Below are 16,389 nucleotides of genomic sequence, written 5' to 3' on the forward strand. Positions count from 1 at the left end.
AATAGGTAGGCTTTAGACTGCGCCGGTCTGGGCGCGACAGCCAATCAGGAAGCCTTCATGTTCTTTGCATCCGATAATTGGGCCGGCGCCCATCCCGCCATTGCCGAAAGCCTGGTGAAGGAGGCGTCCGGCTATGCCAGCGCCTATGGCACGAGCGATCTCGACCGGCGGGTCGAGGCGCATTTCAACCAGATTTTCGAGCGTGAGGTCGCCGTCTTCTTCGTCGGCACCGGCACGGCGGCCAATTCGCTGGCGCTGGCCAGCGTTGCCCGGGCCGGTGGCGTCACCTTCTGCCATTTCGACGCTCATGTGAATGCCGACGAAGGCGGTGCGCCGGAATATCTGAGCCATGCCAGCCGGCTCTACCCAATCGAAGGCCGCGACGGCAAGATGAGCCCGAGCGCGCTCCACACCGCCGTCTCGCGCTTCGATACGCCTTCGGTGCATCAGGGCCGGCCGATGGCCGTAACCATCACCCAGGCAACCGAAACCGGCACCATCTATACGCTTGATGAAATCGACGCGATCAGCGCCATCGCCCGCTCCAAGGGCCTACCGCTGCACATGGACGGCGCCCGCTTTGCCAATGCGCTGGTGGCGCTCGACGTGACGCCGGCCGAAATGACCTGGAAGCGCGGCGTCGACATCCTCTCCTTCGGCGCCACCAAGAACGGCTGCTGGTGCGTGGAGGCGATTGTCTTCTTCAACCCCGATATGGCGGAGGAAATGCCCTATATCCGCAAGCGCTCGGCCCAGCTGTTCTCCAAGACCCGCTTCGTCTCCGCCCAGCTCGAAGCCTATTTCGAAGGCGATCTCTGGCTCGACCTCGCCCGCCATGCCAATGCCATGTCCGACCGGCTGCGCGCCGGCCTGCGCGCCAGCAACAAGGCGCGCCTTGCCTGGGAAACCGAGAGCAACGAAGTCTTTGCCGTGATCAGCAAGGAAGCCTCGCGCCAGGCCCAGGAAAAGGGTGCGAAATTCTACGAATGGCTGGTGCCGCGCGACGAACCTGACCTGGTCGGCCCCGACGACACGCTGATCCGGCTGGTCACCAGCTTTGCCACCACGCCAGAGGATGTCGATCGGTTCCTTGACGTTCTCTAGAGTCTGGCAGGTTCAGATTGAACCAGACAGACTCTCGATTCTTTTGTTTTCGTTTGTCTTTTCGTGAAAACCGGGTTCCACTTTTCCCTGACAAACTCTGACGCTTGCGAGCAAACAAAAAGGGCGGCACCGTGCCGCCCTTGCATTCATTCTGAAAGCGCTTGATCAGACCACATGGGCCTCGATGGCCTTCGGCGTTTCCACCGGCTCACTGGCAATGGCGATCCGGCGCGGCTTCATGGCTTCGGGAATGTTGCGGAGCAGGTCGATATGCAGCAGGCCGTTCTTCAGCGAGGCATTGGTGACCTCGACGTGGTCGGCCAGCTGGAAGCGGCGCTCGAAGCCACGCTTGGCGATGCCACGATAAAGAAATTCGGTCTGCTCGGTCTGGTCTTCCTGAGCCTTTTCACCCTTGACGGTCAGCACATGGGCATGGGCCTCGATGCTGAGTTCGGTCTCGTCAAAGCCGGCGACGGCCATGGTGATCCGGTAGGTGTTTTCGCCGGTCCGCTCGATGTTGTAGGGCGGATAGCTCTGGGCCTGATCGGGCTGTCCGAGGCTATCAAGCATCGTGAACAGGCGGTCGAAGCCGACGGTAGAGCGGTAGAGCGGCGAAAAATCAACGTGACGCATAGGTGTCCTCCTGAGAAGCGACGGTTGCGATAATGGCAGGCATTTGCCCCTGATCTGGCGGCCTCTGCCCGGGTTGGCAGGCCCTTCCGGCGCCTGCTCCCATGAGATGGGAATGCTGATTTTCGAGTTCAAGAGCGCATCGAACCGACAAATGCGGTGACCGTGATTTTTTCGCCTCCCCTACGCAGCAGCAAGGCTTGTGCTGCGGCTGAATTTTTGATGAACGGATAATTGCATCTCCATTCATCTCATCCCCGCTAGCGTCCGATCGTCGGGCCGGCCCCTCAAAGGCATGTCCGGCAACTGAAGAACATCGTCCCTGCGTCTTCAGTCATGCTTGCCGTCCCTGTCTCGCAGTTCGCTGCAGCCATGGACGGCATTTTTTTTAAGCCGGATTTCGGCGGCTCCGAAGATGCGGTATGAAGGGATTGCTTCTCCGCAAGGTCTGAAAGAGTTCGCCATGGACACCGTGCTTCACGCCATCGACGGCAATCCCATTCCGGACAACCACAAGGCCGGCTTTTTTACCGGCCATGGCGGCGTGCAGCTGCGCTATGCGATCTTCAAGAGCCCGATCAGCCCGGCCAAGGGCACCGTCGTCATCGTGCATGGCCGCAGCGAATGCATCGAGAAATATTTCGAGACGATCCGCGATCTCACCGCCGCCGGTCTCTGGGTCGCGACCTTCGATCTGCGCGGTCAGGGCCTGTCCGACCGACTGCTGAAGCCGAAGCGCCAGCCGGCAGACACCCTGCACAAACATTGGGGCCATGTGCGCCGGTTTGCAGATTACGAGCGCGACCTAGAGCTGTTTCTGGAGCAGGTCGTGCTGCCGGATTGCCGACTGCCCGTGTCGATGATCGCCCACTCCACCGGCGGGCTGATTGCGCTCAGTGCAGCACCTCGGCTCTCGGGCCGTATCTCACGGCTGGTGCTCTCAGCACCATTCGTGGGCCTGCATAACGAGGCGATGTCGGCTGCGCGGATCTTTGCCCTGGCACGTCTGGCAAGCCTGGTCGGGCTCGGCAATCGGCCGCTGTCGACATCAAGCAAACCGCAATTGTTCGCCACCAATACGCTGACATCCGACGAAGCCCGGTTCAACCGCAATATCGCGATCATGACCACTGTGCCTGACCTGTCGATCAGCGCACCCTCGGCCCGCTGGCTGCATGAATGCGCCCAGGCGATCCGCCGCGTCAACGATCCCGCCCACCTGACGCAAATCACCATCCCGACCCTGCTGATCGCCCCGATGCTCGATGGCGTCGTGCCTTTTGCAGCCCAGGAGTATCTGGCAAAGCATTTCCGCGCCGGGCAATTGCTGTCAATTGCCGGTGCCCGCCATGAAGTGCTGCAGGAGCAGGACCGCTACCGTGAACAGGCGCTCGCCGCTATCCACGCCTTCATCCCCGGCAGCGACGCCAGCGAGCAATGGGACGCAGCCGGCCTGGAGCCGGAAAGCGGGTTGTCGGAAACGGTGTGAGCCGATCTGGCGGTTCAAGCGTTCAGAAGCGCCCGTGCCTCATCATAGACGGCCCTTGAGCTCGCGGCGATAATCTTGCCGCCGGCTTCCGGTTGGCCGCCGTCCCAAGTAGTGACGACGCCGCCGGCCTGCTCGATGATTGGGATCAGCGCCCCTACGTCATAGGGTTTCAGACCGGTCTCGATCACGAGATCGACGAAACCGGCAGCAAGCAATGCATAGGCGTAGCAATCGACGCCGTATCGCGTCAGCCGCACCCTTGCCCGCACGGCGTCGAAGCGCTGGCGTTCGTCGTCGAGGAAAATATCCGGCGAGGTCGTATAGAGCACCGCATCGCCAAGCCCGGTGCAGGCCCGCGTCTTGATCTGCCGCGCGCCGTCCGGCCCCTGATACCAGGCCTTTTCGCCGTCCGCGAAATAGCGTTCGCCGGTAAAGGGCTGGTCCATCATGCCCATGACGGCGCGGCCGCTCTGCTGAAAGCCGATCAGCGTACCCCAGGTCGGCAGACCGGAGATGAAGGCGCGAGTGCCGTCGATGGGATCGATCACCCAGACGCAGTCACGGCCAAGGCCGATGCTGTCATGCTCCTCGCCCAGAATGCCGTGGTCGGGAAATTCCGCCTCAATCAGCGTTCGGATCGCCGTTTCCGCCGCCCGGTCGCCCTCCGTTACCGGGTCATAGCCGCCGGCATCCTTGTTGACCACATCCAGCCCCGAGCGAAACCGCGGCAATGTCTCGGCCTTGGCAACCTCGGCGAGGCGGTCGAAAAACGTCTTGTCCGGGCGCATGGCGGCTTCCTCGATTATGTCCAACTTGCACGTTTCATACGGCATAAATTCCAGAACCGGAATTCGTTGCGGCAATTTTTTCTGCAAATCCGCCGGCACCCGCAATGCATATGCCCGATATTTAGGCTTGCTTAAAAAAATGACAAAAACGCTTGACCTTTTGTGCAACGCAAAATATAGTCAGTCTTACAGTCTTTCGACTGTAAATACCCTCCTTGGGTGTTTCCTCCCTAGACTTGCCGCGCCTCGAGCGCGGTTTTTTTTGGCTTTTTGCCAAACAGGCAAGCGGGCGCGATCAACCAATAAGATGAGAAATGGCTATTCGGCCGCGAGCGCGTCGCCCTCAAAGCCCGTAACGACGAGGCTGGGAGACATATCGGCCATTCGGGCGACGAAGCGCGAGAGAATGGCGGCCATGGCGGAAAAATTCGCCCGCTTCTGCAGCGTGGCTTCGTCGACATACAGCGCCCGGTTGATCTCGATCTGCAGCGCATGCAGTCCGCGGGCGGGCCGGCCGTAATGCTCGGTGATGAAGCCGCCGGCATAGGGCTTGTTGCGCACCGCCGTGAAACCGAAATCCTCGAGAATCTCGAGCGCCGCCTGGGTAATGTCGGCAGAGGCGCTGGTGCCGTAGCGGTCGCCGATGATGAAGTCCGGCCGCACGGCACTGCCGCTGAGGCGGATATTGCCCGGCATTGAATGACAGTCGATCAGCACGGCAGCGCCAAAACGGGCATGCGTGCGCGCCACCAGCCGCCGCAGGCAGGCGTGGTAAGGCTTATAGATCGTCTCGATCCGGGCGATCCCCTCCTCCGCCGTCAGCCGCTCGCGATAGATTTCCATGTTTTCCGCAACGATCCGCGCGATGGTGCCAAGCCCGCCAGCCACCCGCACGGAATGGGCGTTGACATAAGGCGGCAGCGGCCCGGTAAACATCTTGGGGTCGAGCTCGTAGGGCTCCCTGTTGACGTCGACATAGGCACGCGGAAATTTCGCGTAGAGAAGCGGCGCACCGTGATCGGGGGCTGCCGCAAACAGTTCATCGACGAAATGATCTTCGGAACGGCGGATGGACAGACCATCCAGGCGCGAGCGGGCTAGAAACTCCTGTGGATAATCTCGGCCGCTATGAGGAGAATTATAAACGAAGGGAATGCTATGCTGTTCGGGTTCCCGCACGTCAAACAGCTCGAATTCGGCGGGTACCGGCTGCATCTGACCCCTTCTTTACCAAATCAGTAACTCATAATGAAACATATGTTGCCAGTTGGCCGTCATGAAGTCCATACTGCATTATTCCTTAATCCTATCAGGATTGAATAGACAAATCATGCAGTACTCGCGTCGTGCTATAGCGATCCGTCTGCGCCGCCAATCGGCGCGGAGAGGTCGCCATAGCGGCGAAATTCACTCGGCTTTCCGCCCGCCCGGCAGTTTACACCGGCTGGAATATCTGGGAAAGCTTACCGCCACGATCCTAGTTGAGTAAAACGGTTCCGCAATGACTCAGAAAATTCTTCTTGCCGAAGACGATAACGACATGCGCCGCTTCCTGGTGAAGGCGCTGGAAAAGGCTGGATACAAGGTATCCTCCTATGACAACGGCGCCAGCGCCTATGATCGGCTGCGCGAGGAACCCTTCTCGCTGCTCCTGACCGATATCGTCATGCCTGAGATGGACGGCATCGAGCTGGCGCGCCGTGCCACCGAACTCGACCCGGACCTGAAGGTCATGTTCATCACCGGCTTTGCCGCCGTTGCGCTGAACGCCGATTCCAAGGCGCCGAAGGATGCCAAGGTCCTGTCCAAGCCCTTCCACCTGCGCGACCTCGTCGATGAGGTCAACAAGCTGCTGACCGCCGCCTGATCGCGGTTATCCGGCTGTCAAAAAGCCGGAGCGGGAAACCGCAGAAAACGACGCGGGACCAGACATTTAGCGGATTATTGAATCGAACCGCGCAATAAGTGTTGACGGAACCGCCGGTTTCATGGTTTACCCCCGCTCATCGGATGGGCGTGTAGCTCAGCGGGAGAGCACTACGTTGACATCGTAGGGGTCACAGGTTCAATCCCTGTCACGCCCACCATCCAAATTCGCTAAATAGCAAAGGCTTCCGGGAAACCGGGAGCCTTTTTCGCTATTCAGTTGATGGTGCCCATCAGTACCCAATTTTCGAACAATAAAATTCCGACGGCTGTCGCTAAAAATATATTTGTAAATATTCTACCCCCCATCACGCATTCGCTTGATGATGGACGAGATGTCGTCCCATAAAACTGCGAGACCAAGCGAAATACTGCCAATCGGCATCATCCAGAATATGAGTTTTATCCGCCCGCCGTGCGTGAGCATGTACCAAAAGCCCCACAAGCCTCCAATGAAGAGAACTACGCCCAGAACCAAAGAGATCACGTTCCGCATACTGTCCCCTGACGGTTCCTACTAAGCTTGCAGCGTGTCACCGATTTTACGACAATTCAATCTGCAACCGGGCCGAGATTATCGAACTCAATTTTGCAATGCGTCTTGTTATTTGCTTTGCAATGCTCAGCGGGTAGCTGGTTTCCGCTGGCGAACGCCTCAGCTTTGCAAGAGCGGATATGCATACCGCAACGGCAAGTTCCTTGAAGTTTTTCCGCACCCCACTCTTTCCATGCGTGCACTGCACCCTAAATGGGCGGGGATGCAAATCCTGATCGAACAGTTGCAACAGGCGTTTGCCTGGACGCCGGATTGGGCGGTTTCGCTCGTTGTCCTCGCGCTTGCCTTCGTCATTGGCGTGTTGATCCAGCGCGTCGTCTTTCGCGTCCTGACGCGGCTCACCGAAAATCGCGATCTGTTCTGGCGATCGCTGGTGCAGCGGACCTACCGTCCTCTGCGGCTGGCGATCCTGACCTGGACATTGTCGATCGGCACCACGATCGCGCCCTTGAGCGACAGGGCCACTGGGCTGATGCGCCACGCCTTGCTGCTCTGCTTCGTCATCCTTCTCGGCTGGATGGCGCGCACTGCTTTGCATATCTGGGTGACGGTCTATCTCAGGCGCTTCAAGCTCGATGCCGAAGACAACCTTTTGGCCCGCAAGCATGTCACCCAGTCGCGCATCATGGAGCGCGTGGCGGCGACTGGCATTATTGCACTGACTATCTCGGCCGTGCTGATGTCCTTTCCGGCGGTGCGCCAATACGGCGTCAGCCTGCTTGCCTCGGCTGGCGTCGCCGGTATCGTGCTTGGTCTGGCGCTGCAGCCGATGCTGAAAAACCTGTTCGCCGGCCTGCAACTTGCCATCACCCAGCCGATCCGCATCGATGACGCCCTGATCGTCGAGGGCGAGTTCGGCCATGTCGAGGAGATCACCTCGACCTATGTCGTGGTCAAGCTATGGGACTGGCGCCGGCTGGTGCTGCCGCTCAACTATTTCATCGAAAAGCCCTTCCAGAACTGGACCCGCGAAGGGGCTGCCCTGATCGGCACGGTCATGGTCTATCTGGATTATTCCGTGCCGGTCGCCACGCTGCGCGAGAAAACTGAGGAGATCGTCAAGGCAGCGCCACTCTGGGATGGCAAGGTCTTCAACCTCGCGGTGACAGATCTCAAGGACCAGGTGATGGAAATCCGCATCCTCGTCTCCGCCACCAGCGCCGGCAAGACCTTCGATCTGCGCTGCCATGTGCGCGAAAAGCTAATGGAATATATCCAGCAGTCCTATCCGGACGCCCTGCCCCGGCTGCGCATCCGCCAGGCGGAGAAGATCGGCGCGCGGGAAGCGGTCGAGGCTTAACGCCGGTAATCTTAACGGTAATTTTTGGGCACTTCCTGCGGAAATGCAGGCCTTGGGCGAGGCAGAGGCTTGGATGATCGTTTGAAAAATGTCAGAACCTGACCGCCTGACTTCGGGATGCTGCAAGCGCAGACCCGACCGGGCGATGAAGCGCGTGGCCGCGCGTTTGCCGAAAGGACCAGGAATGACCGATAAAATCGTCCCCGTGATCATGGCCGGCGGCAAGGGCACCCGGCTCTGGCCCCTGTCACGCGCCACAGCTGCCAAGCAGTTTCTGAAGGTGGTGGGCGAGGAAACGCTTTTTCAGTCGACGCTGGTGCGGGTTGGCGATACCGCGCAATATGAAGCGCCGCTTGTGGTGACCAATGAGGAGTTTCGGTTCCTGGTCGCCGAGCAGGCGCGTGAACAGGGCATTGCGCTTTCGGGCATCGTGCTGGAGCCGGTGGCCCGCAACACCGCTGCCGCCGTTGCCGTTGCTGCCCGCATCGTCGCCGACCGCTTCGGCCCGGATGCCGCCCTGCTGCTGCTGCCCTCCGACCACGCCATTACTGTTGACGCCACCTATCTCGCCTCCATCGAGGCCGCCGCCATGGCTGCCAGAAACGGCAAGCTGGTAACCTTCGGCATCACCCCCACCGAACCGGCCACCGGCTATGGCTATATCGAGCTTGGCGCCGATCTCGGCCACGGCGCCCATAGCGTCAGCCGTTTCGTGGAAAAGCCGGATGCGAACAAGGCCGAGGCCCTGCTTTCGGCCGGCAATTACTACTGGAATTCAGGCATGTTCCTGTTTCGCGCCGCCACCATCATCGGCGAACTGGAGCGCTATGCGCCCGAGGTGATGACGGCCGCCAGCGAGGCCGTCGCCAAGGCCACCAACGATATCGACTTCATCAGGCTCGACACACCGGCCTTCACCGCAGCACCGTCGATTTCCATCGACTATGCCTTGATGGAAAAGACCACCAATGCCGCCATCGTGCCCTCGGCGATCAAATGGTCGGATCTCGGCAGCTGGGATGCGGTCTGGAAGATCGGCGAAACCGATGCCGACGGCAATGTCGTCAAGGGCAATGCCACCGTGCACAAGACCCGCAATTCGCTGGTCATGTCGCGCAACAGCCATCTCGCCGTGCAGGGCATGGACGGCGTTGCCGTCATCGCCAGCGAGGACGCGGTCTTCGTCGGTCGGCTGGACGACGCCCAGGAAGTCGGCAATCTCGTCAAGCTACTGGCCAGCGACAAGAAGACCGCCAATCTCACCGAGACCCATCCGACCTCGCTCAGGCCCTGGGGCGGCTATACTTCCATCCTCAACGGCGACCGTTTCCAGGTGAAGCGGCTCTTCGTCCACGCCGGCAAGAAACTGTCGCTGCAGCGGCATTTCCACCGCTCGGAACACTGGATCTGCGTGCGCGGCACCGCCGAAGTCACCATCGACGACAAGGTGACGACGCTTTACGAAAACCAGTCGATCTATATTCCGCAGGGCTCGGTGCACCGGCTCGGCAATCCCGGCAAGATCATGCTGGAGATGATCGAAATCCAGACCGGCTCCTATCTCGGCGAAGACGACATCGTGCGCCTGGTGGATGAATTCGGCCGGACCTGACAGTCAGCCCAATAGCCGCCGCCCAAGGCAGATCCTCGGGACAAGCCCGAGGATGACGCCCCGCGTTGCTGTCACCTCGTCGGCAAACAGCCTTACACCCACCCATCGAAATCCCAGAAGCCGACTTGCTTTATTTCTGTGCATTGCACAAGATCGGGCATAACAATGACGGAATAAGGTCCGGATCACGGACGAGGGGTTTCATGGCGATCAAGGCAAGCATCTATCATCTCACCCATTATGTCTACGATAAGCCGATCCGCCTGGGGCCGCAGATCATCCGCCTGAAGCCGGCGGCCCATTCCAGAACCAAGGTTCTGAGCCATTCCCTCAAGGTCACGCCGGAAAATCATTTCGTCAATCTGCAGCAGGATCCCTACGGCAATTACCTTGCCCGCTACGTGTTTCCCGATCCGGTAACCGAGTTCAAGATCGAGGTCGATCTTGTCGCCGACATGAGCGTCTACAATCCCTTCGACTTCTTTACAGAAGAAGAAGCGGTGCTGTGGCCCTTCAATTACAGCGCCGACATCGTCGAGGATCTCGCGATCTACCGGAAGCCGGAGCCGGATTGCCCTGTTCTTGAAGACTACCTGAGGACCATCGACCAGACGCCCGGCCAGGGCACCGTCGACATGATCGTCGGCATCAATGCCAAGCTCCAGCAGGATATCGGCTATGTCATCCGCATGGAGCCGGGCGTGCAAACACCTGATGACACGCTGACGCTTGCCATGGGTTCCTGCCGCGACACGAGCTGGCTGCTGGTCAATCTTCTCCGGCGCCTCGGCTTTGCGGCACGCTTCGTCTCCGGCTATCTCATCCAGCTGAAGCCTGATCTGAAGGCGTTGGACGGTCCATCCGGCACGGAAGTGGATTTCACCGATTTGCATGCCTGGTGCGAGGCCTATATCCCCGGCGCCGGCTGGATCGGGCTTGACCCGACCTCCGGCCTGATGACCGGCGAAAGCCATATTCCGCTAGCCGCCGCCCCGCATTACAAGAATGCTGCGCCGATTTCAGGCGGCTATTTCGGCGAGGCCAAGACCGAGTTTGCCTTCGATATGCAGGTGAAAAGGGTCGCCGAGCATCCGCGCATCACCAAGCCGTTTTCCGACGAAAGCTGGGATGCGCTGAATGCGCTTGGCGAAAAGGTCGATGCCGATCTGAAAGCCCATGACGTGCGGCTCACAATGGGCGGCGAGCCGACTTTCGTGTCCATCGACGATTTCCAGTCGGCCGAATGGAATACCGACGCCGTAGGCCCGACCAAGCGTGATCTGGCCGACCAGCTGATCCGCCGCCTGCGCGAAAAATTCGCCCCCGGCGGCTTCCTACATTATGGCCAGGGCAAGTGGTATCCGGGCGAAAGCCTGCCGCGCTGGACCTTTTCGCTCTACTGGCGCAAGGACGGCAAGCCGATCTGGCACGACCCGGATCTGATCGCTGCCGAAAGCAAGGATAGCGGCGTCGACCATGTCAAGGCCGAGGCGCTGATGACGGCGATTGCCGCGGAGCTTGAGATCGAGCCCGACATGATCATTCCGGCCTTTGAAGACCCGGCTGAGTGGATCATCAAGGAAGGCAGCCTGCCCGAAAATGTCGATCCCTCCAATTCCAAGCTGGAGAGCCCGGAAGAGCGCGCCCGCATTGCCAAGGTATTCGAGCGCGGCCTGACCAAGCCGACCGGCTATATCCTGCCGGTGCAGGCCTGGAATGCCAAGGCCTCCGGCCGCCGCTGGATCAGCGAGCGCTGGCGCACCCGGCGCGGCAAGATCTTCCTCATTCCCGGCGATAGCCCGATCGGCTTTCGCATGCCGCTCGGCACGCTGCCCTATGTGCCGCCCTCGCAATATCCTTATATCCACACGGCCGATCCTTCGCTGCCACGTCGGCCGCTGCCCGATTACGGCCCGGATGCCCGCGAAGGCCGCACCCTGTCAGAGGCCTCGCGCAAGACCAGCGAAGCCCAGCAGGATCGCAACGAGCAGAATATATCAGGTTCGGCCGGCGACATCAGGGGTGCTGTGCGCACCGCGATGAGCGTCGAGCCACGCGATGGCCGTCTCTGCGTGTTCATGCCGCCGGTGGAAGAGGTCGAGGACTATCTGGAACTGGTTGCCGCCGCAGAAACGGCCGCGCGCCAGCTTGGCCTGCCCGTGCATATCGAAGGCTATGCGCCGCCGCAGGACGAGCGGATCAATGTGATCCGCGTCGCGCCCGATCCTGGTGTCATCGAGGTCAATATCCATCCGGCTGAAAGCTGGCAGGACTGCGTGGCCACCACCAATGCCATCTATGAGGAAGCCCGGCAGACAAGGCTTGGCGCCGACAAGTTCATGATCGACGGCCGCCATACCGGCACCGGCGGCGGCAATCATGTCGTGGTCGGCGGCGCCAATCCCGGCGATAGCCCGTTCCTGCGACGTCCTGACCTGCTGAAGAGCCTGGTTCTGCATTGGCAGCGTCATCCGGCCCTATCCTACATGTTCTCGGGCATGTTCATCGGCCCGACCAGCCAGGCGCCCCGGGTGGACGAGGCCCGCCATGACAGCCTTTATGAGCTGGAGATCGCGCTGGCCCAGGTTCCCATGCCCGGCGATGGTACCACGCCGCCCCTGCCCTGGCTGGTTGACCGGCTGTTCCGCAATCTGCTGATCGACGTCACCGGCAATACCCACCGGGCGGAAATCTGCATCGACAAGATGTTTTCACCCGATGGGCCGACAGGCCGGCTGGGCCTCGTGGAGTTCCGTGGCTTTGAAATGCCGCCGAATGCCCGCATGTCGCTGGCCCAGCAATTGCTGGTGCGCGCCCTGATCGCACGGTTCTGGAAAAACCCTGTTGGAGGCAGCTTCGTGCGCTGGGGCACTGCCTTGCACGACCGCTTCATGCTGCCGCATTATCTCTGGCAGGACTTTCTCGAAATCCTGGCCGACCTGCGCGAGCACGGCTTCGATTTCAAGCCGGAATGGTTCGCCGCCCAGCTGGAATTCCGCTTCCCCTTCGTCGGCGAGGTCGAATATGAGGGCTCGAAGCTGGAGCTGCGCCAGGCGCTGGAGCCATGGCACGTCATGGGCGAAGAAGGCGCGCCCGGCGGCACCGTGCGCTATGTCGACTCATCCGTCGAGCGGCTACAGATAAAGCTGGAAACCGCCAATCCCGACCGTTACACCGTTGCATGCAACGGGCGGCGTCTGCCGCTTGCCAAAAGCGGCACCAATGGCGTCGCCGTCGCCGGTGTGCGCTACAAGGCGTGGCAGCCATCATCGGGCCTACATCCCGTTCTGCCTGTAAACACACCGCTAACATTCGACGTCTATGATATATGGACAGGACGATCGATCGGGGGCTGTGTTTACCATGTCGCCCATCCCGGTGGTCGGAGTTACGATACTTTCCCTGTGAATGGCAATGAAGCGGAGGCCAGACGGCTTGCGCGGTTCGAACCCTTTGGCCATACAGCCGGCTCTTATCCGCTCTGGCCCGAAACGGTTTCGCCGGAATTTCCGCATACACTGGATCTACGGCGACCGCAGGGGATTTAGAGCATCGGACCGAAACGTGGGAACCGGTTTTCGGAAATATCCGATGCGTAAACAAAAGCGGAAAGACGAGAGAATTAGGCTTCGGCAGGAAAAGCAATGACCAAGACCCCGGCCATGGAGCGGAAAGCGCTCGAAACACCCCCCGTGACCGGTCTTGCCGACGGTTATCGGGCCTTGCCGGGTGCTGCCGACGAAATGCTCGACCGGAACGGCAAAATCCGCCCGGTCTGGCAGAATTTCGTTTCCGCCATCAACGGCATGGATGAGGAGCAGTTGCACGAGCGCTTTGCCCGGGCTGACCGTTACCTGCGCGATGCCGGCGTGTTCTACCGGGCCTATGGCTCGGCGGGGCCAACCGAACGGGCCTGGCCCTTCTCACATATTCCCGTCCTGATCGCCGAAGCCGAATGGCAGGTTCTCGCCCGGGGCCTCGTGCAGCGGGCCGAACTGCTGGAGCGGGTGGTCGCCGATATCTACAGCGACAACCGGCTTGTACAGGAAGGATTTCTTCCGCCGGCGCTGATCGCCGCCAACAGCGAATTCCTGCGGCCCCTGGTCGGCGTCAAGCCGGCCGGCGGTCACTATCTGCATTTCTGCTCCTTCGAGATCGGCCGCGGGCCTGACGGTGCCTGGTGGGTGCTGGCGGACCGCACCCAGGCGCCTTCGGGGGCCGGCTTTGCGCTTGAAAACCGGGTGGCGACGGCGCGCGCCTTTTCCGACATCTATGCCGAAACCCATGTGCATCGGCTGGCCTCGTTCTTCGGCGCCTTCCGCGACGCGCTTCAAGGCCACAAACAGAGTCCGGATGACCGCATCGCGGTTCTGTCGCCCGGTCCTGCCAACGAAACCTATTTCGAACACGCCTATATCGCCCGCTATCTCGGCATCATGCTGCTGGAGGGCGAGGATCTGGCCGTGGTCAACGGCAAGGTCATGGTGCGCACTGTTGCCGGGTTAAAGCCCATCGGCGTGCTCTGGCGCCGCCTCGATGCCGCCTTTGCCGATCCCTTGGAACTGAACCAACTCAGCCATATCGGCACGCCGGGCATCGTCCAGGCATTGCGTCAGCAAGCCGTTACCTTCGTCAATGCGCTCGGCTCCGGCATCGTCGAGACCCGGGCATTGATGGCCTTCCTGCCGACGCTATGCCGGCATATTCTGGGCGAGGATATTCTGCTGCCCTCGATCGCCACCTGGTGGTGCGGCCAGAAACAGGAGCGCGACCACGTCGCGCAGAATATCGAGCGCATGGTGATCGGCCCGGCCTATTCGCGCCAGCCGTTCTTCGACGACAACAGGCAGTCGGTGCTCGGCGCGACTTTGCGCGAAACCGCGCAACAGTCGATTGCCGGCTGGCTTGAAACCGATGGCGCCAAACTTGTCGGCCAGGAAGCGGTGACGCTTTCGACCACGCCAGCCATGGTCGACGGCCGGCTGCAGCCGCGCCCGATGAGCCTGCGTGTGTTTGCCGCCCGCACCCGCGATGGCTGGCAGATCATGCCGGGCGGTTTCGGGCGGATCGGCAGCGGCAACGATGTGGCGGCCATGGCCATGCAGGCCGGCGGCTCGGCGGCCGATGTCTGGATCGTCTCCGACAAGCCGGTGGAGCGCATCACGCTTTTGCCGGCCGAAGAACAATTTACCCGCAACATGCCGGGCAGCCTGCCCAGCCGCGCCGCCGACAACCTGTTCTGGCTCGGCCGCTATATCGAGCGGGCCGAAGGGGCGCTCAGAATTCTGCGCGCCTGGAATGCCCGCTTTGCCGAAACGGCTGATCCGAACCAGCCGCTGCTCGCCTTCGTCAGCCAGTATCTGGAAGCGCTTGACATCAACACAGACCAGGGCGTGCCGGAAAGCCTGCTCGCCAATATCAACAGCGCCGTCTATTCGGCCAGCAATATCCGCGACCGCTTCTCGCCAGATGGCTGGCTGGCGCTGAACGACCTTGCCAAGACGGCCCGGCGCTTCCACGAAAAGGTGAAGGTGGGCGACGACGCATCCCATGCCATGACCATCCTGCTGCGCAAGCTCGCTGGCTTTGCCGGTCTAGTGCATGAAAACATGTATCGCTTCACCGGCTGGCGGTTCCTGGCCATCGGCCGCTATCTGGAGCGCGGCATGCACATGACGCGGCTGCTCGGCCATATGGCCGGCCAAGACGCGCCCGATGGCGCACTCGATATGCTCTTGGAGATCGGCGACAACGTCATGACCCATCGGCGGCGCTACAATGTCAACACCGCCCACCTGACGGTGACCGACCTCTTGGCGCTCGATCCGCTCAACCCGCGCTCGATCCTGTTCCAGCTGAACGAGATCCGCAACGAGGTGGAAGAACTGCCCAATGCCAAGGTCAACGGCCAGATGTCGCGCTTCCTGCGCGAAACCGTGCGCCTGCATTCTAGCGTTGCGGTCATGACCCCGGAAACCATGGGGCCGGAGATTTACCAGCATCTGGAAAAGGAGCTGGAAATGCTTTCCGATCTCCTTGCCCAAACCTATCTCGGATGAGCGGACACGCCATGCTCTACGACCTCACCCTGCATATGGGCTATGATTATGACGTGGCAGCCGCTGGCGGGCGTCACATCCTGCGCGTCATGCCGCTGTCCTTGCCCGAGCGTCAGCGGCTGGTGGCAGGCTCGATCTCCATCGAGCCACAGCCGCAAGAACGCGCCAGCTTCACCGATTTCTTCGAGCATCCGGCCGTCACCTTCGCCTATCGCTCTTCGCATGACAAACTCGATATCCGGCTGCAGGCCCGCGTGCAGGTCGATGCTCAGCCGATCACGGCGGACTTTTCGCCGCTTCCGGAGCGGCTATCGGTCGAACTGGCCGCATACTGGTCGGTGGATGCTTCCTCACCGCATCACTTCACCGGCCAAAGCCCGCGCCTGCCCGAGACGCCTGACATTGCCGCCTATGCCCGGACCATACTGAAGCCCGGGATGACTGTGCGCCAGATCGCCGAACAGCTCTGCGCCCGCATCCACAAGGATTTCAAATACGATCCGAAGGCAACGACGGTCGATACGACCCCCAAACAAGCTTTTGCCCTGAAGAAAGGCGTCTGCCAGGACTTTTCCCATATCATGATCGTGGCACTGCGCAGCCTGGGCATTCCCGCCGGCTATGTCAGCGGCTTCCTGCGCACCATTCCGCCGCCGGGCAAAGAGCGACTGGCCGGCGCCGATGCCATGCACGCCTGGGTCAGGGTCTGGTGCGGCAAGACCATGGGCTGGATTGAGCTTGATCCGACCAACAATATCCCCGCCGGCACCGATCATGTCGTGGTCGCCTATGGCCGTGACTATTCCGACGTCGCACCCGTCATTGGCGTGCTGAAAGGCTACGGCAGCCACTCGACAGTGCAGGCCGTCGACCTGATCCCGATTCCGGGTTGAGGAAAACCGCACTGTTTTAGGAATAGTTCGAT

Annotated in this window: 11 protein-coding genes and 1 tRNA gene; 9 read left to right on the forward strand and 3 right to left on the reverse strand. The window is 60.9% G+C overall.

The genetic code is table 11. The features are described 5' to 3' along the window. Positions 1-57 precede the first annotated feature (57 nt). Positions 58-1,104 carry a threonine aldolase family protein gene (locus BJF91_RS15920; protein WP_075615413.1) on the forward strand — a complete coding sequence of 349 codons (1,047 nt, stop codon included), beginning with the start codon at positions 58-60 and terminating at the stop codon, positions 1,102-1,104. A 165-nt stretch (positions 1,105-1,269) separates the two neighbouring features. On the opposite strand, the gene BJF91_RS15925 is transcribed toward BJF91_RS15920, so the two are convergent. Next, positions 1,270-1,737, reverse strand: a complete 468-nt coding sequence (locus BJF91_RS15925; RefSeq protein WP_075615414.1) for an Hsp20 family protein — start codon at positions 1,735-1,737, stop codon at positions 1,270-1,272. A 460-nt stretch (positions 1,738-2,197) separates the two neighbouring features. Here BJF91_RS15925 and BJF91_RS15930 point away from each other — a divergent pair, with 460 nt between their 5' ends. Beyond that, entirely contained in the window at positions 2,198-3,223 is a 1,026-nt protein-coding gene (locus tag BJF91_RS15930) for an alpha/beta fold hydrolase (protein ID WP_075615415.1), read from the forward strand. A gap of 14 nt (positions 3,224-3,237) precedes the next feature. Here the strand turns inward: BJF91_RS15930 and hisN are convergent, their stop codons facing one another. Continuing rightward, positions 3,238-4,011, reverse strand: a complete 774-nt coding sequence (hisN, locus tag BJF91_RS15935) for a histidinol-phosphatase (RefSeq protein WP_075615697.1) — start codon at positions 4,009-4,011, stop codon at positions 3,238-3,240. Between the two features lie 318 nt (positions 4,012-4,329). Further along, positions 4,330-5,226, reverse strand: a complete 897-nt coding sequence (locus BJF91_RS15940; protein WP_075615416.1) for an N-formylglutamate amidohydrolase — start codon at positions 5,224-5,226, stop codon at positions 4,330-4,332. Between the two features lie 286 nt (positions 5,227-5,512). On the opposite strand from BJF91_RS15940, the gene cpdR1 reads away from it, so the two are divergent. The 7 genes from cpdR1 to BJF91_RS15980 all read left to right on the forward strand — a co-directional run bounded on the left by cpdR1 (position 5,513) and on the right by BJF91_RS15980 (position 16,357). Further along, positions 5,513-5,878: a response regulator CpdR1 gene (cpdR1, locus tag BJF91_RS15945; RefSeq protein WP_015917105.1), complete on the forward strand. Its 366-nt coding sequence runs from the start codon at positions 5,513-5,515 to the stop codon at positions 5,876-5,878. Between the two features lie 145 nt (positions 5,879-6,023). Further along, positions 6,024-6,098 (forward strand) — tRNA-Val (locus BJF91_RS15950). Positions 6,099-6,695: 597 nt separating this feature from the next. Further along, entirely contained in the window at positions 6,696-7,793 is a 1,098-nt protein-coding gene (locus BJF91_RS15960; RefSeq protein ID WP_075615418.1) for a mechanosensitive ion channel family protein, read from the forward strand. A 184-nt stretch (positions 7,794-7,977) separates the two neighbouring features. Continuing rightward, the gene (locus tag BJF91_RS15965) at positions 7,978-9,405 is read left to right on the forward strand and encodes a mannose-1-phosphate guanylyltransferase/mannose-6-phosphate isomerase (RefSeq protein WP_075615419.1); all 1,428 of its coding nucleotides are present in this window, start codon (positions 7,978-7,980) and stop codon (positions 9,403-9,405) included. 203 nt (positions 9,406-9,608) lie between these two features. Continuing rightward, positions 9,609-12,953: a transglutaminase family protein gene (locus BJF91_RS15970; protein WP_075615420.1), complete on the forward strand. Its 3,345-nt coding sequence runs from the start codon at positions 9,609-9,611 to the stop codon at positions 12,951-12,953. Positions 12,954-13,049: 96 nt separating this feature from the next. After that, a complete protein-coding gene (locus BJF91_RS15975) occupies positions 13,050-15,464 on the forward strand; it encodes a circularly permuted type 2 ATP-grasp protein (protein WP_075615421.1) in 2,415 nt (804 codons plus the stop codon). An 11-nt stretch (positions 15,465-15,475) separates the two neighbouring features. After that, on the forward strand, positions 15,476-16,357 hold the full coding sequence (locus BJF91_RS15980; protein WP_083943358.1) for a transglutaminase family protein: 882 nt from the start codon (positions 15,476-15,478) through the stop codon (positions 16,355-16,357). Positions 16,358-16,389 lie beyond the last annotated feature (32 nt).

It is taken from the genome of Gillisella taibaishanensis, assembly GCF_001938985.1.
Classification (GTDB): domain Bacteria; phylum Pseudomonadota; class Alphaproteobacteria; order Rhizobiales; family Rhizobiaceae; genus Allorhizobium; species Allorhizobium taibaishanense.